This is a genomic window from Streptococcus sp. AS20, assembly GCF_000524255.1.
GTDB lineage: Bacteria > Bacillota > Bacilli > Lactobacillales > Streptococcaceae > Streptococcus > Streptococcus constellatus.
The window spans coordinates 187,103-207,997 of sequence record NZ_JANS01000011.1 but is presented as its reverse complement, the minus strand read 5'-3'; the positions used below and the strand labels follow the sequence as shown (position 1 = coordinate 207,997).

Annotated in this window: 21 protein-coding genes and 1 riboswitch; of the genes, 19 read left to right on the top strand and 2 right to left on the bottom strand. The window is 39.3% G+C overall.

What is annotated here, in order from left to right; all coding sequences use genetic code 11:
- The first annotated feature begins 38 nt into the window (after positions 1 to 38).
- The 15 genes from HMPREF1514_RS06510 to HMPREF1514_RS06440 all read left to right on the top strand — a co-directional run bounded on the left by HMPREF1514_RS06510 (position 39) and on the right by HMPREF1514_RS06440 (position 16,592).
- On the top strand, positions 39 to 704 hold the full coding sequence (locus HMPREF1514_RS06510) for a 3-keto-L-gulonate-6-phosphate decarboxylase UlaD (protein ID WP_003032302.1): 666 nt from the start codon (positions 39 to 41) through the stop codon (positions 702 to 704).
- A gap of 3 nt (positions 705 to 707) precedes the next feature.
- Positions 708 to 1,568, top strand: a complete 861-nt coding sequence (locus HMPREF1514_RS06505; RefSeq protein WP_037598161.1) for an L-ribulose-5-phosphate 3-epimerase — start codon at positions 708 to 710, stop codon at positions 1,566 to 1,568.
- A gap of 2 nt (positions 1,569 to 1,570) precedes the next feature.
- Positions 1,571 to 2,272 (top strand): L-ribulose-5-phosphate 4-epimerase, encoded by a 702-nt coding sequence (locus HMPREF1514_RS06500; RefSeq protein ID WP_037598160.1) that lies wholly within the window; start codon positions 1,571 to 1,573, stop codon positions 2,270 to 2,272.
- A gap of 207 nt (positions 2,273 to 2,479) precedes the next feature.
- The gene (locus tag HMPREF1514_RS06495; RefSeq protein ID WP_037598159.1) at positions 2,480 to 4,150 is read left to right on the top strand and encodes a BglG family transcription antiterminator; all 1,671 of its coding nucleotides are present in this window, start codon (positions 2,480 to 2,482) and stop codon (positions 4,148 to 4,150) included.
- Between the two features lie 161 nt (positions 4,151 to 4,311).
- Positions 4,312 to 5,403 carry an L-ascorbate 6-phosphate lactonase gene (ulaG, locus tag HMPREF1514_RS06490; protein ID WP_037598157.1) on the top strand — a complete coding sequence of 364 codons (1,092 nt, stop codon included), beginning with the start codon at positions 4,312 to 4,314 and terminating at the stop codon, positions 5,401 to 5,403.
- Between the two features lie 141 nt (positions 5,404 to 5,544).
- Positions 5,545 to 7,521: a transketolase gene (tkt, locus tag HMPREF1514_RS06485; RefSeq protein WP_037598155.1), complete on the top strand. Its 1,977-nt coding sequence runs from the start codon at positions 5,545 to 5,547 to the stop codon at positions 7,519 to 7,521.
- A 92-nt stretch (positions 7,522 to 7,613) separates the two neighbouring features.
- Positions 7,614 to 8,102, top strand: a complete 489-nt coding sequence (locus HMPREF1514_RS06480) for a prolyl-tRNA synthetase associated domain-containing protein (protein ID WP_003070763.1) — start codon at positions 7,614 to 7,616, stop codon at positions 8,100 to 8,102.
- A 103-nt stretch (positions 8,103 to 8,205) separates the two neighbouring features.
- Positions 8,206 to 8,541, top strand: coding sequence for a preprotein translocase subunit YajC (gene yajC, locus HMPREF1514_RS06475; protein ID WP_003070761.1), 336 nt, complete (start codon positions 8,206 to 8,208; stop codon positions 8,539 to 8,541).
- A 134-nt stretch (positions 8,542 to 8,675) separates the two neighbouring features.
- Entirely contained in the window at positions 8,676 to 9,425 is a 750-nt protein-coding gene (locus HMPREF1514_RS06470; RefSeq protein ID WP_037598153.1) for an isoprenyl transferase, read from the top strand.
- 8 nt (positions 9,426 to 9,433) lie between these two features.
- Positions 9,434 to 10,237 carry a phosphatidate cytidylyltransferase gene (locus HMPREF1514_RS06465; RefSeq protein WP_037598151.1) on the top strand — a complete coding sequence of 268 codons (804 nt, stop codon included), beginning with the start codon at positions 9,434 to 9,436 and terminating at the stop codon, positions 10,235 to 10,237.
- Between the two features lie 152 nt (positions 10,238 to 10,389).
- The gene (locus tag HMPREF1514_RS06460; protein WP_037598150.1) at positions 10,390 to 11,661 is read left to right on the top strand and encodes a M50 family metallopeptidase; all 1,272 of its coding nucleotides are present in this window, start codon (positions 10,390 to 10,392) and stop codon (positions 11,659 to 11,661) included.
- 37 nt (positions 11,662 to 11,698) lie between these two features.
- Positions 11,699 to 13,558: a proline--tRNA ligase gene (locus HMPREF1514_RS06455; protein ID WP_037598148.1), complete on the top strand. Its 1,860-nt coding sequence runs from the start codon at positions 11,699 to 11,701 to the stop codon at positions 13,556 to 13,558.
- A 282-nt stretch (positions 13,559 to 13,840) separates the two neighbouring features.
- Complete coding sequence (locus HMPREF1514_RS06450) at positions 13,841 to 14,479, top strand: CPBP family intramembrane glutamic endopeptidase (protein WP_037598145.1); 639 nt, start codon at positions 13,841 to 13,843, stop codon at positions 14,477 to 14,479.
- 65 nt (positions 14,480 to 14,544) lie between these two features.
- Positions 14,545 to 15,852, top strand: a complete 1,308-nt coding sequence (locus HMPREF1514_RS06445) for a bifunctional folylpolyglutamate synthase/dihydrofolate synthase (RefSeq protein ID WP_198014308.1) — start codon at positions 14,545 to 14,547, stop codon at positions 15,850 to 15,852.
- A gap of 54 nt (positions 15,853 to 15,906) precedes the next feature.
- A riboswitch (THF riboswitch) is annotated at positions 15,907 to 15,996 on the top strand.
- Positions 15,997 to 16,031: 35 nt separating this feature from the next.
- Positions 16,032 to 16,592: a folate family ECF transporter S component gene (locus tag HMPREF1514_RS06440; RefSeq protein WP_006268441.1), complete on the top strand. Its 561-nt coding sequence runs from the start codon at positions 16,032 to 16,034 to the stop codon at positions 16,590 to 16,592.
- Positions 16,593 to 16,966: 374 nt separating this feature from the next.
- On the opposite strand, the gene HMPREF1514_RS06435 is transcribed toward HMPREF1514_RS06440, so the two are convergent.
- Positions 16,967 to 17,299, bottom strand: coding sequence for an HIRAN domain-containing protein (locus tag HMPREF1514_RS06435; RefSeq protein ID WP_037598140.1), 333 nt, complete (start codon positions 17,297 to 17,299; stop codon positions 16,967 to 16,969).
- A 424-nt stretch (positions 17,300 to 17,723) separates the two neighbouring features.
- Positions 17,724 to 18,788, bottom strand: coding sequence for a glutamyl aminopeptidase (pepA, locus tag HMPREF1514_RS06430; protein ID WP_037598138.1), 1,065 nt, complete (start codon positions 18,786 to 18,788; stop codon positions 17,724 to 17,726).
- Between the two features lie 119 nt (positions 18,789 to 18,907).
- Here pepA and HMPREF1514_RS06425 point away from each other — a divergent pair, with 119 nt between their 5' ends.
- The 4 genes from HMPREF1514_RS06425 to HMPREF1514_RS06410 all read left to right on the top strand — a co-directional run bounded on the left by HMPREF1514_RS06425 (position 18,908) and on the right by HMPREF1514_RS06410 (position 20,624).
- Positions 18,908 to 19,195 carry a DUF4651 domain-containing protein gene (locus tag HMPREF1514_RS06425; protein WP_037598135.1) on the top strand — a complete coding sequence of 96 codons (288 nt, stop codon included), beginning with the start codon at positions 18,908 to 18,910 and terminating at the stop codon, positions 19,193 to 19,195.
- Complete coding sequence (locus tag HMPREF1514_RS06420) at positions 19,192 to 19,509, top strand: thioredoxin family protein (protein ID WP_003070744.1); 318 nt, start codon at positions 19,192 to 19,194, stop codon at positions 19,507 to 19,509. Before HMPREF1514_RS06425 ends, HMPREF1514_RS06420 begins: the two co-directional genes overlap by 4 nt.
- 21 nt (positions 19,510 to 19,530) lie before the next feature.
- Positions 19,531 to 20,157 carry a YtpR family tRNA-binding protein gene (gene ytpR / locus HMPREF1514_RS06415; RefSeq protein ID WP_037598131.1) on the top strand — a complete coding sequence of 209 codons (627 nt, stop codon included), beginning with the start codon at positions 19,531 to 19,533 and terminating at the stop codon, positions 20,155 to 20,157.
- A 71-nt stretch (positions 20,158 to 20,228) separates the two neighbouring features.
- A complete protein-coding gene (locus HMPREF1514_RS06410; RefSeq protein WP_003070740.1) occupies positions 20,229 to 20,624 on the top strand; it encodes a single-stranded DNA-binding protein in 396 nt (131 codons plus the stop codon).
- Positions 20,625 to 20,895: the final 271 nt, after the last annotated feature.

The window sequence follows — 20,895 nt, the reverse complement described above, 5'->3', positions numbered from 1 at the left end:
GTGTTTCAATATATTAGAAAATAGAAAGTGAGAAAATGATGTCAAAACATATTCCAAATTTACAAGTTGCACTGGATCATTCCGATTTGCAAGGAGCTATTAAAGCAGCTGTCTCGGTGGGTCATGAAGTAGATGTTATTGAAGCAGGAACGGTTTGCCTCTTGCAAGTCGGCAGTGAGTTGGTAGAAGTGCTGCGTAGTTTATTTCCTGATAAAATCATCGTAGCTGATACTAAATGTGCTGACGCTGGTGGGACAGTTGCTAAAAATAATGCCGTACGCGGTGCGGATTGGATGACTTGCATTTGTTGTGCGACGATTCCAACCATGAAAGCAGCCCTGAAAGCTATACAAGAAGAACGCGGTGAACGCGGTGAAATTCAGATTGAGCTCTACGGTGATTGGACTTATGAGCAAGCTCAGACTTGGTTGGATGCTGGTATCTCGCAAGCCATTTATCACCAATCACGCGATGCCCTTCTTGCCGGCGAAACTTGGGGTGAAAAAGATCTCAATAAAGTTAAGAAATTGATTGAAATGGGTTTCCGTGTGTCTGTGACAGGTGGTTTGAATGTGGATACACTCAAACTCTTTGAAGGAGTGGATGTCTTTACCTTTATTGCTGGACGCGGAATAACAGAAGCTGAAAATCCAGCAGCAGCAGCGCGTGCTTTCAAAGACGAAATCAAGCGAATCTGGGGGTAAACTATGGCACGTCCAATTGGAATTTATGAAAAGGCGACACCGAAGCATTTTTCTTGGCAAGAACGGTTAGAATTTGCCAAAGAAATGGGATTTGACTTTGTGGAAATGTCGGTTGATGAGTCAGATGCTCGGCTGGCACGTCTCACTTGGTCCAAAAAAGAACGTCTAGAGCTTGTCAAAGCCATCTATGATACCGGTGTGCGGATTCCCAGCATATGCTTTAGCGGTCATCGGCGTTATCCATTAGGCTCAAACAATCCTGAACTAGAAGCCAAATCGCTTGAAACGATAAAACAATGTATCGAATTAGCACAGGATTTAGGCGTGCGGGTCATTCAATTAGCCGGCTATGATGTTTATTATGAAGAAAAATCACCTGAAACACGCGTTCGTTTCTTAAAAAATCTGCGACGAGCATGTGATTGGGCTGAGCAGGCACAGGTCATGCTGGCGATTGAAATTATGGATGACCCATTTATCAACAGCATTGAAAAATATCTGGCTGTGGCGAAAGAAATCAATTCGCCTTATCTCTTTGTCTATCCAGATACAGGTAATGTTTCTGCTTGGCATAATGACCTTTGGAGTGAATTTTACCTTGGTCATCAGGCAATTGCTGCGCTGCACTTAAAAGATACCTATGCCGTGACGGAGCATTCTAAAGGGCAATTTCGAGATGTACCTTTTGGCAAAGGTTGTGTCAACTGGGAAGAAATGTTTGCCGTTTTGAAAAAAACCAACTACCAAGGACCGTTTTTGATTGAAATGTGGTCTGAAAATTGTGAAACGGTGGAAGAAACCAAAGCAGCTATCAAAGAAGCGCAGGATTTCCTTTATCCACTCATTGAGAAAGCAGGGTTATGAGAATGTTAGTACCAGAATTACGAGAACGTGTCTATAAAGCCAATATGGAGCTTCCAGAGCACGGATTAGTGAAGTTTACTTGGGGAAATGTTTCGGCGATTGACCGCGAGAAAGGTTTGATTGCCATCAAACCTTCTGGTGTGGCGTATGAAAATCTATCTCCAGAAAATATGGTTGTGACAGATTTGGATGGCAATATTGTCGAAGGTGATCTCAATCCGTCATCAGATTTGCCGACGCATGTTGAGTTGTATAAAGCATTCCTAGAGGTTGGCGGCATTGTCCATACGCACTCGACAGAAGGTGTGGCTTGGGCTCAAGCAGGACGTGATATTCCTTGTTATGGCACGACGCATGCTGACACTTTCTACGGTGCTATTCCTTGCGCTCGTGCTTTGACAACTGAAGAAATCAATGGCGAGTATGAAAAAGAAACTGGTAAAGTCATTGTTGAAGAATTTGCCAAGCGTAGCTTAGATCCACTCGCAGTAGCAGGTGTAACCGTCCGCAACCACGGACCATTTGCTTGGGGGAAGGATGAAAAGTCTGCTGTTTATAATGCAGTCGTACTTGAAGAAGCTGCTCGCATGGCACGCTATACGGAAGCTATCAATCCAACTGTTGCAGAAGTACCGCAAGAGCTCAAAGATAAGCATTACCTGCGGAAACATGGCAAGAATGCTTACTACGGACAGAAAAAGTAAGAACGACGATAAGAAACCTATCAAGGGGTGGAACGATTACTATGATTCAGAGTGTCATGGTTGGCAGTTCCACACCCTGCTTTTCTCATTCTGCTTCCGCAACAAACTCAAAGATAACCAAAATAACAGATGGACTCGTTTCAATCTCGTAGGAAGATGTGTGAAAAGATGTTATAATAATTTACAGTCCCTTTCAAGGAGTAAATGATGATACTATTGGACCAGACAAGCTGTGACTTACTAAGATACCTCATTCAGCTGAAAGAGCCAGAAACGATTATGACGATTTCACGGGCAACCAATCAATCGCGGAGGAAGATTTATTATCATTTGGAAAAAATCAATGACGCTTTGGCAGAGGTTGGTGAAATGATTAGCAGTCGTCCAAGGGTAGGGATTGTCTTAACTGCACAGCAAAAAGAATTATGCCAATCCTTGCTGGAAGGAGTCGATTCTTATAGTTATGTCATGAGCATGACCGAGCGCATGCAGTTGACTGTTCTGTATATTTGTGTTGCAAACAAGCGTGTCACCATTGAAAAACTGATGGAATTGACCGAGGTGTCTCGGAATACCGTTCTTAATGATTTGAACGAAATCCGCAATCAGTTAGCTTCAGAGCAGTATCAAGTCAACCTTACATCCACAAAAGCGCAAGGATATCTTTTGAAATGTCATCCACTCAATAAAATCCAATATGTACATTCTCTCTTGTATCACATTTTTGCAGAGGGAAATCATAGTTTTGTTACGATTTTAACAAAGAAGATAAGGAATTTTGTTGGTGATGAGATTCTTCTGTCGGATGATTTACAAGACTTTCTTAACCAAAGGGTACAAGATGTAGAGCAAGACTTAGGTAAGAAAATCAATCGCCATGAAATCAAATTTATGTTGCAAGTCTTGCCATATCTTCTGTTGAGCTGTCGAAATATGGCTTTAAGTGAGGAAGAACAGGAAGATTTGAAGCGTGAGTTTACCTTGATTCGCAAGCGGATTGAATATCAAGCAGCTAAACATTTGAATAACAATTTAGGGGCGACATTCGGCTTGAAATTAAATGATATTGAGATTTCACTCTTAACTGTTCTTTTGCTTTCTTACCGGAAAGATCGGGATATTCATGCAACCAGTCAAGATTTTGTCCAATTAAAAGAGGCGATTGATGAGTTTATCTGGCGTTTTGAAGTTAGTTCACACTTTGAAATTGAAAATAAAGAAGATTTGTTGCGAAATTTATTGACGCATTGCAAAGCTCTACTATTTCGTAAAACCTACGGCATTCTATCTAAAAATCCATTGACACGACAGATCAAGGAAAAATATGCAGATTTGTTTGCAGTCACTAAGTCTTGTTCTGTGATTTTAGAGGAAGCTTGGCTTATTTCATTAACCGATGATGAAGTTGCTTACCTTGCCTTGCACATGGGTGGATTCTTAAAACATAATCGTGCTGAAAAACAAGATGCCAAACGGATTTATTTAGTCTGTGATGAAGGAGTAGCTGTGCAGAAATTGCTACTCAAACAGTGCTTGTATCATTTACCAAATGAAAATTTAAGTGCTGTTTTTACGACAGAACAATTCAAAAGCGTTGAAGACATTTTAGATGTGGATTTATTAATTACGACAAATGACGGATTGGAAACCACTCTGCCAACGATCCAGGTTCAGCCCATTTTGGACTACGAGGACGTATTGAATATTACTTCTTTTGTGAAAGATCAAACCCTTTCTACTAAAGGAGTGCGATTTAGTCAAGAGTTAGAGCACCTTTTAGCGTCTTACATCAAAGATTCAGCTCGGACACAAGAGCTGAAAAATAAAATTCAAAAACTTGTAAACGAAGAATTATTATCAACTTCAACGGAAGAATGAAAGAATGGATGACTAGCTAGGGATAGAATTCCCGGCTTTTTTAAGTACTAAAAATAGTCCAATCTTGAACACAGCCTTGTGTTTTATTTGGTCTTTTTTTCTCTCTTAGAGCAGCTTATACTAAAGATAGAAATATAATATTATCTTGAGGAGGAATGATCATGCCAAACGTAAACGAAATTACTCGGGAATCTTGGATTTTAAGTACTTTCCCAGAATGGGGTACTTGGCTTAACGAAGAAATTGAAGCAGAAGTAGTGCCTGAAGGTAACTTTGCTATGTGGTGGTTAGGGAATTGTGGTGTTTGGATTAAGACGCCAGGCGGAGCTAATGTGGTCATGGATCTTTGGTCTAACCGCGGAAAATCAACTAAAAAGGTCAAAGATATGGTGCGGGGACATCAAATGGCAAATATGGCAGGCGTACGTAAATTGCAACCAAACTTACGCGTGCAGCCAATGGTGATTGACCCATTTATGATTAATGAGTTGGACTATTATCTGGTATCGCATTTTCACAGTGACCATATTGATATCAATACTGCAGCAGCGATTGTCAACAATCCGAAATTGAATCATGTTAAATTTGTCGGACCTTATGAATGTGGCGAAATCTGGAAAAAATGGGGTGTCCCAGAAGAACGTATCATCGTGATTAAACCCGGCGAAAGTTTTGAGTTTAAAGATATTAAAGTATCAGCTGTGGAATCTTTCGACCGAACTTGCTTGGTAACACTTCCAGTTGATGGTGCTGATGCCCAAGATGGTGAACTGAAAGGTCTGCCTGTAACAGATGAAGAAATGGCGCGTAAAGCAGTCAATTATATTTTTGAAACGCCAGGTGGTACAATTTATCATGGTGCAGATTCGCACTTCTCAAATTATTTTGCCAAACACGGAAAAGATTTCAAGATTGATGTGGCTATTAATAACTATGGTGATAACCCAATCGGTATTCAAGATAAGATGACTTCGATTGATTTGCTTCGTATGGCTGAAAACCTTCGTGCCAAAGTTATTATTCCAGTTCATTATGATATTTGGTCTAACTTCATGGCTTCAACGGACGAGATTTTAGCCTTGTGGAAGATGCGTAAAGAGCGCCTCCAATATCAATTCCATCCATTCATCTGGGAAGTCGGTGGTAAATATACCTATCCGCAAGACAAAGACAGGATTGAATATCATCACCCACGTGGCTTTGATGATTGCTTTGAGCATGATTCAAACATTCAATTTAAAGCTTTACTATAAAAAAATTAAGTGGGAATTATCCGTATACATTGCGATATGCGGATAATTTTCATATAATAGAGGATGGAATGTTATCGTTTTCCAAATGATTAATAGCGTATCTTTGTTAAAGATAAGTGCTTATATAAAAAGGAGAGTTCAATGTCAAATTTATCTGTCAATGCCATTCGTTTTTTAGGAATTGATGCCATTGAAAAATCAAAATCTGGTCACCCAGGTGTTGTCATGGGCGCAGCTCCGATGGCTTATGACTTGTTTACCAAGCAAATGCGCATCAATCCAGAAGTGCCAAATTGGATCAATCGCGATCGTTTTGTTTTGTCAGCAGGGCATGGGTCTATGTTGCTCTATGCTTTGCTTCATTTATCAGGTTTTAAAGATGTCACAATGGAAGAAATCAAGAACTTCCGTCAATGGGGTTCTAAAACGCCTGGGCATCCCGAATTTGGACATACTGCTGGTGTAGATGCGACAACTGGTCCACTTGGTCAAGGAATTTCTATGGCAACTGGTTTTGCACAGGCTGAGCGTTTTTTAGCAGCAAAATACAATCGTGAAGGCTATAATATCTTTGACCACTATACGTATGTTATCTGTGGTGATGGGGATTTGATGGAAGGTGTATCTAGCGAAGCGGCTTCTTACGCTGGTTTGCAAAAATTAGATAAACTCATCGTTCTCTATGACTCCAACGATATTAATTTGGATGGAGAAACCAAGGATTCCTTTACAGAAAGTGTTCGGGCTCGTTATGATGCTTACGGTTGGCATACAGATTTGGTCAAAGATGGGACAGACTTAGAAGCGATCAATGCAGCGATTGAAGCTGCAAAAGTTTCTGGCAAACCTTCCTTAATTGAAGTGAAAACAGTGATTGGTTATGGTTCGCCAAATAAACAGGGAACTAATGCCGTTCATGGAGCTCCTCTTGGTGCAGAAGAAGTAGCCGCTACTCGTACAGCTCTTACTTGGGATTACGAACCGTTTGAAATTCCAGAAGAAGTATACGAAGATTATCGGGTCAATGTTGCAGAGCGCGGAGCCCAAGCTTATGCTGAATGGACTAGCCTAGTCGAAGCCTATAAGACCGCTTATCCAGAACTGGCATCAGAAGTCACAGCAATTATTGAAGGTCATGACCCAGTTGAAATCAAGGAATCAGATTTCCCAGTAGTAGAAACAGGTTTCTCACAAGCTACTCGTAATTCTAGCCAAGATGCTTTAAATGCAGCAGCTAAAGTTCTTCCAACTTTCCTTGGCGGATCTGCTGACCTAGCTCATTCTAATATGACTTATATCAAAGAAGATGGCTTGCAAGATGATGCCCACCGCCTTAACCGCAACATTCAATTCGGCGTCCGTGAATTTGCTATGGGAACTATTTTAAATGGTATGGCACTTCACGGAGGGCTTCGTGTTTACGGTGGTACATTCTTTGTTTTCTCAGATTATGTTAAAGCAGCCGTTCGTTTGTCAGCTCTTCAAGGTTTACCGGTGACCTATGTCTTTACCCATGATTCGATTGCAGTTGGTGAGGATGGTCCAACTCATGAACCAATTGAGCACTTAGCAGGTCTTCGTGCAATTCCGAATCTCACTGTTTTCCGTCCAGCGGATGCGCGTGAAACACAGGCGGCTTGGTACTTGGCGCTGAAGAGTCAAACAACTCCAACAGCGTTGGTTCTTACTCGTCAAAACTTGACTGTTGAAGCTGAAACTGACTTTAACAAGGTAGCAAAAGGCGCTTATGTGGTGTATGAAACAGTAGGTGGTTTTGATACAATTCTTCTTGCATCTGGTTCTGAAGTCAACTTAGCTGTTGCAGCTGCAAAAGAGTTGGAAGCACAAGGGGAAAAAGTTCGCGTTGTCAGTGTACCATCAACAGACATCTTTGATGCACAAGACGTTGCTTACAAAGAAGAAATTCTACCAAATGCAGTCCGCCGCCGTGTTGCCATTGAAATGGCTGCAACCCAATCTTGGTACAAATATGTTGGACTTGACGGTTCTGTTATCGGTATTGATAAATTCGGTGCTTCTGCTCCAGCAGCTAAAGTAATGAAAGAGTACGGTTTCACAGTTGAACATATCGTTGAGGTTGTGAAAAACTTGAAATAAAATCTCGAAAATCGAGGTGAGATTGCCTCGATTTTTTGTTTGTGAAAGTGGTATAATAAAAGCAGGAAACCTCTTACATAAGGAGTGGATAAATGACAAACGAAGAAAAGATTTATCAAGTATTGGATGATTTGCATATTGCTTATGAGCGTCTAGATCATGAACCAATTTCTTCAGTGATTGAAGCGGCTGAAAAAGGAATTGTTTTACCAGGACAGCAGGTGAAAAATCTCGTGTTGAAAAGTAAAAAAGGACGACAATTTTATTTAGTCATTTTGCGCGACGAGAAAAGAGCAAACATTAAACATTTGGCAGAAGTCTTAGATGAAAAACGGTTATCTTTTGCTAATGACAAGGAACTAGAGGAGCTTTTGCAGGTAGAGCCAGGTGCAGTCACACCTTTTGGGCTGCTTTTTGATAAGGAAAAGAAAGTTCAGCTTATTGTGGACGAGGAAGTCGATCCTAGTTTAACCGTTGGTTTTCATCCATTTGTAAATAGTACCACGCTCAACATTGCTTATAGCGATTTTCTTCGTTTGTTGGAAAAAACAGGTCATGAAGTAAAGAGAGTGAATTGCTAATCTCAGCCTTGAGATAGAGTTTTGTACAATCAATGGAACTGTCTTGTAAATCTCTTTAAAATCTGCTATAGTAGATAATATATGAAATCTAAAGGAGACTAAAATGGGTAACGGTTTTTCAATTTTAATTATGTTGGTTGTGATGATGGGCTTGATGTTCTTCATGCAACGTTCTCAAAAGAAACAAGCAGATAAACGGATGGAAAGCTTGAATAAATTACAAAAAGGATATGAAGTTATTACAATTGGTGGTTTGTATGGTACGGTTGATGAAGTCGATACTGAAAAGAAAACAGTTGTCCTTGATGTAGATGGTGTTTACTTGACGTTTGAATTAACTGCTATCAAAACTGTATTGCCGCTGACAGAGGGAATCACAGCAGTTGCAGGAGCTGATGGAAGCGTTGAAATGTCAGAAGATTCAGCTATTGAAGAATAAAATAGCAATTACAATAATGCAGAACAGCCTTTCGGCTGTTTTGTTCGTTTAGGGACAAAAATAGGGGTCAATTGCGCATATCCATAGGATTTATGATATAATGAAATGTAAAACTTTATTAGGAAAACAAGCAGATGTTTAGTTTTAAGAAAAAAGAAAAAATTGAAGTTCCATTACAGATACCAAAACATATCGGTATCATTATGGACGGGAATGGTCGTTGGGCTAAAAAGCGCATGCAGCCGCGTGTTTTTGGACATAAGTCCGGTATGGAAACATTGCAAAATGTTACGATTGCAGCCAAGGAATTGGGTGTTCAGGTGTTAACAGTTTATGCGTTTTCTACAGAAAATTGGTCTCGTCCTCAAAAAGAAGTCAGTTTTATCATGAATTTGCCTGTTGAATTTTATGATCGTTATGTGCCTGAGTTGCATCGAAATAATGTCAAAATTCAAATGATTGGAGATACAGAACGTTTGCCTAAGGCAACTTATGAGGCACTTTGCAAGGCGGAAGAATTGACGCGGCTCAATACAGGTTTAATCCTTAATTTTGCTTTGAATTATGGCGGTCGTGCTGAAATTGTTCAGGCTGTTAAAATGATTGCTCAAGATGTGTTAGATGCCAAATTCAGTCCGGGAGAGATTAATGAAGAAATGATTGCCAACTACTTACAAACCAGCAATCTACCTCGCTTGTTGCGTGATCCGGATTTGATTATTCGGACAAGTGGTGAAGTGCGTTTAAGTAATTTTTTGCCTTGGCAAAGTGCATATAGCGAGCTGTATTTTACAGATATTTTATGGCCAGATTTTGATGGAAAAGCATTGAAAGCAGCTATTGAGGAATATAGTAAACGAAATCGTCGATTTGGCGGTGTGTAGGAGAATTTATGGATAAAGATTTACAAAGACGTGTGATTTTTGGAGGCATAGCACTTGCTATCTTCATTCCGATTTTGATGATGGGAGGGCCTCTTCTGCAAATTGGTATGGGACTTTTAGCTATGCTAGGTGTTCATGAATTGCTACAAATGAAAGGACTTAGGACAACCACTTTAGAGGGTATTTTAGCCATGTTGGCTGCTTTTGTGCTGACTATTCCACTCGAAAATTATTTGAAATTTTTGCCGGTAGATGGAAACGTGGTGGCTTATAGTTTAGTTGTTTTTATATTGTTGGGCTCAACTGTTTTAGGGAAACATTACAGTTTTGAAGATGCCGCTTATCCGATTGCTGCTAGTTTTTATGTAGGGATTGGTTTCAACGCCTTGCTAGATGCACGTGTAGCTGGTTTTGACAAAGTACTACTGGCTCTGTTTATTGTCTGGGCAACTGATAGCGGAGCTTATTTGGTCGGGCGAAGATATGGTGTGCGTCGTTTAGCTCCTCATGTTTCTCCAAATAAAACCGTAGAAGGTAGTCTGGGTGGGATTGTTTCAGCAGTCCTAGTGACATTCATTTTTATGTTGTTTGATAAAAATGTTGCTGCACCTCATCACCTCCCCATCATGCTTCTTTTTGCTGTATTCTTTAGTATTGCTGGTCAATTTGGAGATTTGGTAGAAAGTGCGATTAAACGCCATTTTGGAGTCAAAGATTCAGGTAAATTTATCCCAGGTCATGGTGGTGTTTTGGATCGTTTTGACAGCATGTTGTTCGTCTTTCCCTTGATGCATTTCTTTGGATTATTCTAATGAGAAAGCCGAAAAGAATTTCCAGAAATGGAAATTTTCTTTTGCGAGATGTATAATGTAAGCAAAACTTAAGCAAAATGGAGTATCCTTGTTTTGCTATAAAATAAAATGAAGGAAAATCATTACTATGAGAACGTAGAAAGGTTGGTGTAATGCAGTCAGGTATTATAGGAATTATCACCTTTATCATTATTTTTGGAATTATTGTTGTCGTTCATGAATTTGGACATTTCTATTTTGCGAAAAAATCAGGCATTTTGGTACGCGAGTTTTCTATTGGAATGGGTCCAAAAATTTTTGCTCATATTGGCAAGGATGGAACAGCATATACTATTAGGATGTTACCGCTAGGTGGCTATGTTCGTATGGCAGGCTGGGGTGATGACGCAACAGAGATTAAGACGGGAACACCTGCTAGTTTGACTTTAAATGAAGCAGGCAAGGTTATCCGAATCAATCTTTCGGGCAAGAAAATCGACCAGACGGCTTTGCCCATGAATGTGACAGGCTTTGATTTGGAAGATAAGCTTGAAATCACTGGTTTGGTACTAGATGAGCAAAAAACGTATGCGGTTGACCATGACGCAACAATCGTAGAAGAAGACGGTATAGAAGTGAGGATTGCACCACTTGATGTCCAATATCAAAATGCCAGCCTTGGCGGTCGCCTCATTACCAACTTTGCTGGTCCGATGAACAACTTCATTTTGGGAATTGTAGCTTTTCTGCTGTTGATTTTCATGCAGGGAGGTGTTGCAGACCAGCATACAAATCATGTTCGTGTCTTACAGGGGGGCGCCTTAGCTCAGGCTGGTGTAAAAAACAACGACCAAATTTTAAAAGTTGGTCAAACAGAAATTAAGAATTGGTCAGATTTGACCCAAGCTGTTCAGTCTGAGACGAAAAACAGTAAAGGGCAGTCAGAACTAAATGTGACTGTTAAAAGCGGAAATAAAGTTCAAGAGCTGACAGTTAAGCCTAAAAAAGAGCAAGGTAGATATTTATTAGGAGTGATACCGGGCTTGAAATCGGATTTTCCGTCTATGATTGCGGGCGGATTTAGCATGGCTTGGAACGCTAGCTTCCGCATCTTTGATGCTTTAAAAAATTTAATTTTCCATCCAGACATCAATAAACTGGGCGGTCCTGTGGCGATTTACAAAGCCAGCAGTGAAGCAGCTAAAGGTGGAATTGAAAGTGTTATCGCTTTATTAGCTATGCTCTCTCTGAATATCGGCATTTTTAATCTCATTCCTATCCCGGCGCTTGACGGTGGAAAAATTGTGCTCAATCTGCTTGAAGCCATTCGTCGTAAACCATTAAAGCAGGAAACAGAAACCTATGTCACGTTGGCAGGTGTCGCTGTTATGGTACTCCTAATGATTGCGGTGACCTGGAATGATATTATGAGAACCTTCTTTTAAAAGGTGAATTCTAAATAATAAATAAAAGGAAGAATTTATGAAACAAAGTAAAATGTTAATCCCAACACTGCGGGAAATGCCTAGTGATGCGCAAGTCATTAGTCATGCCTTGATGTTGCGGGCTGGTTATGTCCGTCAAATATCAGCAGGTGTTTATTCTTATTTGCCCTTAGCAAATCGTGTGATTGAAAAAGCAAAAAAAATCATGCGGGAAGAATTTGAGAAAATTGGTGCAGTCGAAATGCTGGCTCCAGCACTTCTTAGTGCCGATCTTTGGCGTGAATCTGGTCGTTATGAAACTTACGGTGAAGATCTCTATAAATTAAAAAATCGTGAAGGTTCAGATTTTATCTTGGGGCCAACTCACGAAGAAACATTCACCGCAATTGTACGGGATTCTGTCAAGTCTTATAAACAGCTCCCGCTCAATCTATATCAAATCCAAGCCAAATATCGTGATGAAAAACGTCCTAGGAATGGTCTTTTGCGGACACGTGAATTTATCATGAAAGATGGTTATAGCTTCCATGCCAATTACGATAGCCTAGACGTGACTTATGATGAATACAAGACGGCTTATGAAAATATTTTTACTCGTAGTGAGATTGAATTTAAAGGTATTATCGGTGACGGTGGTGCCATGGGTGGAAAGGATAGTCAAGAATTTATGGCCATTACACCTGAACGGACAGACCTCAACCGTTGGGTTGTCTTGGACAAGTCAGTCGCTAGCTTTGATGAAATTCCAGCTGATGTGCAAGAAGCCATTAAAGCTGAATTGACAAGTTGGTTGGTGTCTGGTGAAGATACTGTTGTGTATTCAAGCGAGTCAAGCTATGCTGCAAATTTGGAAATGGCAACAAATGAATACAAACCAAGCAATCGTGTCGTGGCAGAAGAGGAATTGACTCGTATAGAGACTCCAGATTGCAAGTCAATTGATGAAGTCGCTGCTTTTCTTCATGTTGATGAAAGCCAAACAATTAAAACGTTGGTTTATATTGCTGATGAAAAACCGATTGTAGCGCTTCTTGTTGGGAATGATCAACTGAATGAAGTCAAGCTGAAAAATTATCTAGGTGCTGATTTTTTTGAACCAGCAAGTGAAGAAGAAGTTCGTGAATTATTTGGAGCCAACTTTGGTTCTCTTGGACCTGTTCATCTTCCAGAATATGTTCAAATTATCGCTGATCGCAAAGTTCAAGATATGCGCAATGCAGTAATTGGTGCCAATGAAGATGGTTATCATTTGACCGGTGTCAATCCGGGCCGCGATTTCACAGCAGAATATGTGGATATTCGCGAGGTGCGTGAAGGAGAAATTTCACCAGATGGACAGGGTATCTTGAAATTTGCACGTGGCATTGAAATTGGACATATTTTTAAATTAGGAACTCGTTATTCAGAAAGTATGAATGCGGCTGTTTTAGATGAAAATGGTCGTGCAGTTCCTGTTGTAATGGGCTGCTATGGTATTGGTGTCAGCCGCCTCTTATCAGCTGTTATGGAGCAACACGCACGTCTCTTCGTCAATAAAACACCAAAAGGAGACTATCGCTATGCTTGGGGAATCAATTTCCCGAAAGAATTAGCACCATTTGATGTGCATCTAATCCCTGTAAATGTCAAAGATGAAGAAGCTCTTGCTTTGACAGAACAACTAGAAGCGGAGCTGCTCAAAGCTGGCTACGAGGTCTTGACAGATGATCGTAATGAACGCGCTGGTGTGAAATTCAGCGATAGTGACTTGATTGGCCTACCAATCCGTGTGACGATCGGGAAAAAAGCTGCAGATGGAATCGTTGAAGTTAAAATCAAAGCAACTGGTGATACGATTGAAGTCAATGGAGAAAATCTTCTTGAAACTCTTGAAATTTTAGTGAAGAAAAATGATTAAATAGGTCTGAAACAAGAACTAAATTATAATTCAAAAAATAGGCACAATCTTAATTTGACTTATAGTCCTAAAGAGATTGTTTCTATTTTTATTTTTTGAATGAACACTTTGTTTCAATTTATTAAAAAAACTGTTGTGGGATAAAGATGGACTGTTAAGAAAATTCTTATTTTACTTTATTTCATTTTCTCCTATTTTAGGTATAAAAGATAACCTTTTAGGGCATTTCCTGGTAAAATCGTTGAAATTTTTTATACTAAAAAGGTAGAAAAAGGAGTTAAAATGAAAAACATAAAAAATATTCTTCAAATGAGCTTGCTGATCGTTCTAACACAGATTACCTTGGTATTGTTGACGACACCTTTATCCAAATCGTTAACCTTTCAGCAGTCCAGTTTTGTATTTTTGTTCATTTTGTTTTTTTGTGGACTACTTTATTTTCGTTATTTTTCCAGAGAATTAACCGATTTTAAATCAGAGATATTGGTTGCTCGTTACTGGCCCTTACTACATTTTTCCTATCTTATGATGGTACTTATCAATGCAATAGGAGCTTATCTGATGATTGTAGAAGGTTTGGCAGAAGTCTCAGAAAGTCAGAAATTGTTTATGAGTCTTTTCATTCACTCCTCTCTTTTTTTACTAGGTGTTGATGTAGTTGCGCTCGTTCCTGAAGTGCGATCCTATGTTGTTCGCTTTCTATTTTTAAAAGGTCAAGCACGAGCGAGTTTTATTATAGGAAGTTTGATATTTATCGTTTTACGAAATCCAGCTGATTTGGTATGCTTTATCATTTATACAGGTTTGGGATTATTACTTTCTTTTGTTATTCCAAAGTCAAGTCTTCGTTTAGAATTCTCTATTTTTAGTCATTTAGTGCGTAATAGTGTTTCTCTTCTTTTCTTGCTCATTTTTTGGTAAATCTTTTTGTAGAAATCTCACTTCTATGATAAAATGAGAGCATTATAGATTGGATAAGAAAGATGATGAAAGAAAAAGAAGAACAACACTTAGAATGGTTGCAGCAGCATCAAACAACAGAACCACATTTGGGCTTAGAAAGAGTGAGGCGGCTTTTAGCATTGCGGGGGAATCCGCATTTGCAAGTATCGGTCATTCATGTTGCCGGTACCAATGGAAAAGGATCAACAATTGCGCATTTACGTCAGCTTTTGCAAGCAAAGAAGCTACGTGTTGGAACGTTTACATCACCTTATCTGATGTCTTATAATGAACAAATTGCCATCAATGGAGTGTCTATTTCTGACCAAGATTTTCATTCTTTATTGCAAACCTATCAAGGCTTATTAAAAAAACAGGCAGATGATACGATTTTACAGGAAATAACAGAGTTTGAAATTATCACAGTTTTGGCTTATGAGTATTTCCTTCAGCAACAGGTAGATGTGGTTATCATGGAAGTAGGGCTAGGTGGTTTATTGGACAGCACCAATGTATGTCAACCGGATTTAACAGCTATTACGACAATTGGACTTGATCACACGGCAATTTTAGGAACAAGCTTAGCAGACATTGCAGAGCAGAAAGCCGGTATTATCAAAGAGGGTGTGCCGTTGGTGACAGGAAAGATTGCTTCCGAACCACTGGCAGTTATTCACAATAAGGCTCAACAACTTCAGTCTCCTCATGTTTGTTATGGGCAAGGCTATCAGGTGGAGCCTGTGCAAAGTTTGGCAGAGGGAGAAGAATTCTTGTTTTCAAACGCATGTAGGCTGAAAGAAGGCTATCAAAGTGCTCTTTTTGGTGTTCATCAAGTTGAGAATGCGGGATTGGCACTTGAATTGTGCGATCACTATTGCTACTTGAAAGGTTTGCCGTTGTTAAGGCAAGATGAGATAAGACGGGCATTGAAACAAACGTATTGGCCTGCTCGTTTGGAAAAAATTTCAACTGCACCTTTGATTTTTCTAGATGGTGCACACAATCCTCATGCAATGAAAGCACTGATTGCTTCTATAGAAAGCCATTTTCCAGATTATCAAAAAAAGGTTTTATTTTCTTGTATTCAGACAAAAGATGTACAAGAAATGATTGCTTTGTTAAAAGAGGTTCCACAAGTACAATTATTACTAACTTCATTTGCTGATGTACGAAGTTTTTCAAAAGAAGAGATGCAAGGTTTGGCAAAGAATGAAAAGCTTGCCTTTGTTAATTGGGAGCATTATTTAACACAGTATCAAAGAGATGAACACGAAGAGAAAGAGCTGTTGCTTATCACAGGCTCTCTTTACTTCCTTGCAGAAGTCAGAAAATATCTACTGAATGATAGATAAAAAATAATTTTCTAACTAATTAAAATATGATAGAATAAAAGAGCAATTCATTTGCACAGAGTAAGTGGTCTGCGTTAAGTGTGTATGGATGGGATGTTTCCATACAACGAAACTTTTGTGCGGTAGGCCATTGCATCCGCTGTCGATCAGACGGCTCCCGAATAGAAAAGGAGCGAACTATGAAAAAGAATTCGCCTAAGTTGTCGGTGCAACTTTTAGTTGCCCTTGCTATGATTGTGGCTCTCTGCTTTGTGTTGGAGAAGTTCTCAGTCTTTGTTATTCCTAATTTATGGAAGCTAAGCCCTGCCTTTATTAGCTATACCCTTATGGGCACGATTGCTGGTCCATTATTGTCTGGTCTGGTTTCTGCTGTTTACGATGTAGCCTCTTTCTTTTTTGTAAATCAAGGACATCCATTTATTATCTGGTTTACATTGATTGAAGCGCTGCAAGGTATGCTCTATGGTTATTTCTTTTATGGAAAAGAATTGAAAGTAGAGCGCAAGAAAGACTGGTTGTGGGTTACATTAGCCACATTAGCTATTATGGGAGTGGGAACATTTACATTGATACCACTAGTTCTACATTTGCAATATAAGGTACCATTTTTTGCTCTATATGCAGCTCGGGCTTGGTCAGTTTTTGAAATTCCTTTACGAGTATTTGTGACGATGCTCATTGTTCCGCAGCTGCAACGGATTCCTGAGTTTCGTAAGTTGATGGGCTTAAGCAATAAGTAAAAATGATGAAAGCAGAAAAAGGCTGGGACATCACTGTCCGCAGCCTTTTCAAATGTAAATTTATAACCTAGCTTATTTTATATTCAATAAAATATAATATGATATGATTGTATTGTTAGAAATCTAAATATATCAGGTTTAGAGGCATTCTTTTTTATATCTTAAAATCGGCAAACAATTACAGAATATGAAGTTTGGTAGAGGGAAATTCGGGGCTATATGCGCAATAAAAGCGTCCGAAACTGGGGGGGGGAAGATCGTTATGAATTTGAATGCTTATGTTATATATATCTTTGTGTGCCCTAAAGATTGGTCAAGGACTTCCATAGGTACGCTCTACGCTCGCAGCGGCCAAAGTTGAGCGTGGGGATTTTTTACTCGTAAAACTTATAAAAGATTATAAAGTTATAATCTTTTTCGTCCCACCAATTGGGCTCAGCAGTTGCTATGCATTTGTATTTATCAGGTTCGTGGAGCATTTTTCTTAATTTTCTTAATTGTTTTCTTGGTACATATCCAACGAAAATATCAAAAATATAAATTTTAATAGCATAATGGTCGTAAGGATTAGTTGGTTCTGGTTCAAAACGGACTTCATTTGTCTTTTCATTTTTAGAGTCACAAATGAAGTTATAGGCTTTTCTAGCATCTTCTTTTCTATATTCCGTACCAGCTACAGCTGTAAATGTTCTATAAATTTCTTTCATACTCTCTCCCCGTATTTTTATTTTATTGAAAAAAACGAATTCACCAGAATCCACAATATAAATATTGTAAAAACAACTGCTAAACACCCACAACCAAACACACAACCATCTTCGTCTGTCCCGAAAGTAGTTTTATTATAGATTTTATTGTACAATGCTCGCTCTGGGTCGTTTGCGAATCCTGTGCTTTTTTTCCATACAACGGATTGGTGAGACTTCTCGTAGAACGTGTGAGTTTTCCTGTTGTGTGACTGCTTACACGTTTACTTAGATTAGGTGTTCTAAAACCTTTTTTCACAATATCCTTTTCCTTTTATTTTTCAAGAAATTTTATAATCTCATCTAGCCTGTCTGCAACTTTATCTAGCTTATCGCTAATAAAAGTTAAAAAACAAATAAAGTGTGAAGCGGTTTTCACAAAGTATTAATAACCTTGGATCAAATCAACAGTTGAGCGATCCAACTTCTTAACCAGAGCTTGTAAGAAAGCTTGAGCTTGGAGGAAGTCGTCCATTGCATAGAGCGTTTGATGAGAATGAATATAGCGTGCACAGACACCGATAGTAGTTGAAGGTACGCCGCCATTTTTCAGATGTGCTGCACCTGCATCAGTACCGCCTTTGCCACAGTAGTATTGATATTTGATACCTGCCTCTTCTGCGGTTGTCAAAAGGAAGTCTTTCATATTTGGTAGCATGAGATGTCCTGGATCGAAGAAACGAATTAAGGTTCCTTCTCCGATGGCACCTTGATCGCCATAAATGTCACCAGCTGGAGAACAGTCCACCGCAAGGAAAACTTCTGGGTCAAATTTAGTCGTTGAAACATGAGCACCACGTAAGCCAACTTCTTCTTGGACGTTTGCCCCAACATAAAGTTCGTTGTCAAGTTTTTCTCCAGCCAGAGCTTGAACTAGTTCACTCACCATGAGAACACCGTAACGATTATCCCAAGCTTTAGAAATGATATTTTTGCCGTTGACTGTGAGGATAGCGGAACTGTCTGGCACAATCGTGTCACCGGGACGAATCCCGTAGCTTTCAGCTTCCGCTTTGTCAGCAAACCCACCGTCAAAAACGATGTCTTCAATCCTTGGTAGACTTGGTCCACCTGTTCCACGTGTCAAATGCGGTGGAATGGAGCCTGAAATAACAGGAATTTCGTCTCCTGTATGAGTAAATAATTTAAAGCGTTGGCTGCTGACAACCAGTGGATTCCAACCTCCGATTTGAACGACTCGGAAAGTTCCGTCTGCTCTGATTTCACTCACCATGAAGCCAACTTCGTCCATGTGTGCAGCAACGAGTATACGTGGCGCATCAATAGCTTCTGAATGTTTCACTCCGAAAATGCCTCCTAGGCCGTCTGTTACGACTTCGTCCACATGAGGGGTGATTTTTTCACGCAAATAATCACGAACAGGCGCTTCGTGCCCTGAAATAGCAGAGATTTCTGTCACTTCTTTAATTTTTGAAAATAATTCTGACATCATTAACCTTCTTTCTGCTCTTATTTTATCATTTTCTATCATAGTTGGGTAGCGTTCAAAGATAAAAAACAATAGTGTTTCGATTTGTCCCAATTTATCTTTTGTGTTAAAATATTGTCATGAAAGCTAAAAAGATTCTATTAACAACGGCTGCACTTGCGGGAGTAGGGATTGCAGCTTATGCTACTAAAAAAACGTTGGATGAACGAAAAGAAGCTGAGCAGCGTGAGCAATTAGTTGCTGACATTCGGAAAAGGTTATCTGAATTAGGTCCAATTGCTACACTGTATGTGCAATTATATAAGTCAGATGAACACCAATTGGTTGGTGGTGTGGTGTACGAAGATGATCGGCACTTTACATTTGTGTATGAAAATGGCGAATTGAGCTATGAGGAAGAGCAATGATGATTCCAGCAACTATCGAAGAATTAGCAACATTAGTAAATCGTGAAGGAAAAACTGTTTTCCTTTTCACAGCTGACTGGTGCGGAGATTGTCGTTTTCTAAAACCATTGCTGCCTGAAATCGAAGCAGAAAATCCCGATTTTACCTTTGTTGAGGTTAATCGTGATGACTATATGGAAGTTGCCAAAAAATGGAATATCTATGGCATTCCTAGCCTGGTAGTCTTAGAAAATGGGCAAGAAATTGGTCGTTTTGTTAATCGAGAGCGAAAAACGAAGATGCAAATCAATGAATTTTTAGCACAGTTAGTATGAATTGTATATAGTGGAGGAACAATGATTTTTACATATAATAAAGAGCATGTTGGCGATGTGTTGATGGTGATTGTTGCAGACAGTCAAGATGCTAAGTTATCTGCTGAACGCAAAGGTGATGTGGTGCGTGTCTATCACCAAGATACTGGAGAAACGGTTGCTTGGAATATTTTTTGGGTTTCCAATCTTTTTAATATCACTGATCGCGGACAAGTTTTCCTGACTGATGAAGAAATTTCAATTCTTAACCAAGAATTAAGTCAAGCAGGTTTTGAGCTAGAATTAGTCAATGATCTTACTCCAAAATTTGTAGTAGGTGAAATTGTTGAAATGGAAGCACATCCGGATAGTGACCATCTCAATATTTGTCAAGTAAGAGTCGCAGCAGAAAAAGTAATTCAAATCGTAGCAGGAGCGCCTAATGCTAAAGTGGGTCTCAAGACGATTGTGGCATTACCTGGTGCTATGATGCCAAAAGGAAACTTGATTTTTCCTGGTGAACTGCGTGGAGTAGCGAGTTTTGGTATGATGTGCAGTCCTCGTGAGTTGCAACTACCAAATGCCCCACAAAAGCGCGGAATTATTGAATTAGCAAGCTCAGAAGTAGTAGGAACAGCTTTTGATCCAATCAAACATTGGCAAGAATAAGTACAAATTAATCGTGAATTTTCACGATTTTTTCTTTTTTCTTACGAATAAATAGTTAGGAGGAAAAGAAAATGTATAATAAAGTAATTTTAATTGGTCGCTTGGTTAATACACCAGAGTTAAATAAAACAGCTAATGATAAATCTGTGGCGCGTGCAACGCTTGCTGTTAATCGCCGATATAAAGGACAAAATGGCGAGCGAGAAGCGGATTTTGTAAACGTCATTGTTTGGGGCAAATTAGCCGAAACATTAGCAAGTTATGCAACAAAAGGAAGCTTAATTTCTCTTGATGGAGAACTTCGTACTCGCCGTTATGAGAAAGACGGTGTGACACATTATGTAACAGAAGTACTTTGCAACGGCTTCCAGTTATTAGAAAGTCGTGCCCAACGAGCTCTTCGTGAGAATAATACAGGTGCAGACTTGGCAGATTTGGTTCTAGAAGAAGAGGAATTGCCGTTTTAAATAAAAATAAGGTAGGCTGGACAACATCCAGTCTACTTATTTCTAGTTAGAGTAAAAACTGTTAACATTTTGTGCTTTCAACAACGTACGAAAAATATGCACAATATAGAAACCAACAATCTGAAAAGATGTTGCATTTAGTTTCAACTTGAGTCTAAAAACAAGAAAGTGAGAGGGATTTTTCAAGTTTTTCACATTTCTTTTTCTTGTCGAAGTTTTGTTTTTTTGTATAAATATAATATAATAAACTTAGCTAAAACAGAGTTTTCTG

Excerpts from the sequence above, each read along its gene's own strand:
- pepA (WP_037598138.1), bottom strand. The coding sequence starts at position 18,788 with ATGTCAGAATTATTTTCAAAAATTAAAGAAGTGACAGAAATCTCTGCT.
- HMPREF1514_RS06495 (WP_037598159.1), top strand. The coding sequence starts at position 2,480 with ATGATACTATTGGACCAGACAAGCTGTGACTTACTAAGATACCTCATT.
- HMPREF1514_RS06510 (WP_003032302.1), top strand. The coding sequence starts at position 39 with ATGTCAAAACATATTCCAAATTTACAAGTTGCACTGGATCATTCCGAT.
- HMPREF1514_RS06455 (WP_037598148.1), top strand. The coding sequence starts at position 11,699 with ATGAAACAAAGTAAAATGTTAATCCCAACACTGCGGGAAATGCCTAGT.
- HMPREF1514_RS06480 (WP_003070763.1), top strand. The coding sequence starts at position 7,614 with ATGACAAACGAAGAAAAGATTTATCAAGTATTGGATGATTTGCATATT.
- HMPREF1514_RS06460 (WP_037598150.1), top strand. The coding sequence starts at position 10,390 with ATGCAGTCAGGTATTATAGGAATTATCACCTTTATCATTATTTTTGGA.
- ulaG (WP_037598157.1), top strand. The coding sequence starts at position 4,312 with ATGCCAAACGTAAACGAAATTACTCGGGAATCTTGGATTTTAAGTACT.
- HMPREF1514_RS06425 (WP_037598135.1), top strand. The coding sequence starts at position 18,908 with ATGAAAGCTAAAAAGATTCTATTAACAACGGCTGCACTTGCGGGAGTA.
- HMPREF1514_RS06500 (WP_037598160.1), top strand. The coding sequence starts at position 1,571 with ATGTTAGTACCAGAATTACGAGAACGTGTCTATAAAGCCAATATGGAG.
- HMPREF1514_RS06420 (WP_003070744.1), top strand. The coding sequence starts at position 19,192 with ATGATGATTCCAGCAACTATCGAAGAATTAGCAACATTAGTAAATCGT.
- ytpR (WP_037598131.1), top strand. The coding sequence starts at position 19,531 with ATGATTTTTACATATAATAAAGAGCATGTTGGCGATGTGTTGATGGTG.
- HMPREF1514_RS06465 (WP_037598151.1), top strand. The coding sequence starts at position 9,434 with ATGGATAAAGATTTACAAAGACGTGTGATTTTTGGAGGCATAGCACTT.
- HMPREF1514_RS06410 (WP_003070740.1), top strand. The coding sequence starts at position 20,229 with ATGTATAATAAAGTAATTTTAATTGGTCGCTTGGTTAATACACCAGAG.
- tkt (WP_037598155.1), top strand. The coding sequence starts at position 5,545 with ATGTCAAATTTATCTGTCAATGCCATTCGTTTTTTAGGAATTGATGCC.
- HMPREF1514_RS06435 (WP_037598140.1), bottom strand. The coding sequence starts at position 17,299 with ATGAAAGAAATTTATAGAACATTTACAGCTGTAGCTGGTACGGAATAT.
- HMPREF1514_RS06470 (WP_037598153.1), top strand. The coding sequence starts at position 8,676 with ATGTTTAGTTTTAAGAAAAAAGAAAAAATTGAAGTTCCATTACAGATA.
- HMPREF1514_RS06440 (WP_006268441.1), top strand. The coding sequence starts at position 16,032 with ATGAAAAAGAATTCGCCTAAGTTGTCGGTGCAACTTTTAGTTGCCCTT.
- HMPREF1514_RS06450 (WP_037598145.1), top strand. The coding sequence starts at position 13,841 with ATGAAAAACATAAAAAATATTCTTCAAATGAGCTTGCTGATCGTTCTA.
- yajC (WP_003070761.1), top strand. The coding sequence starts at position 8,206 with ATGGGTAACGGTTTTTCAATTTTAATTATGTTGGTTGTGATGATGGGC.
- HMPREF1514_RS06445 (WP_198014308.1), top strand. The coding sequence starts at position 14,545 with ATGAAAGAAAAAGAAGAACAACACTTAGAATGGTTGCAGCAGCATCAA.
- HMPREF1514_RS06505 (WP_037598161.1), top strand. The coding sequence starts at position 708 with ATGGCACGTCCAATTGGAATTTATGAAAAGGCGACACCGAAGCATTTT.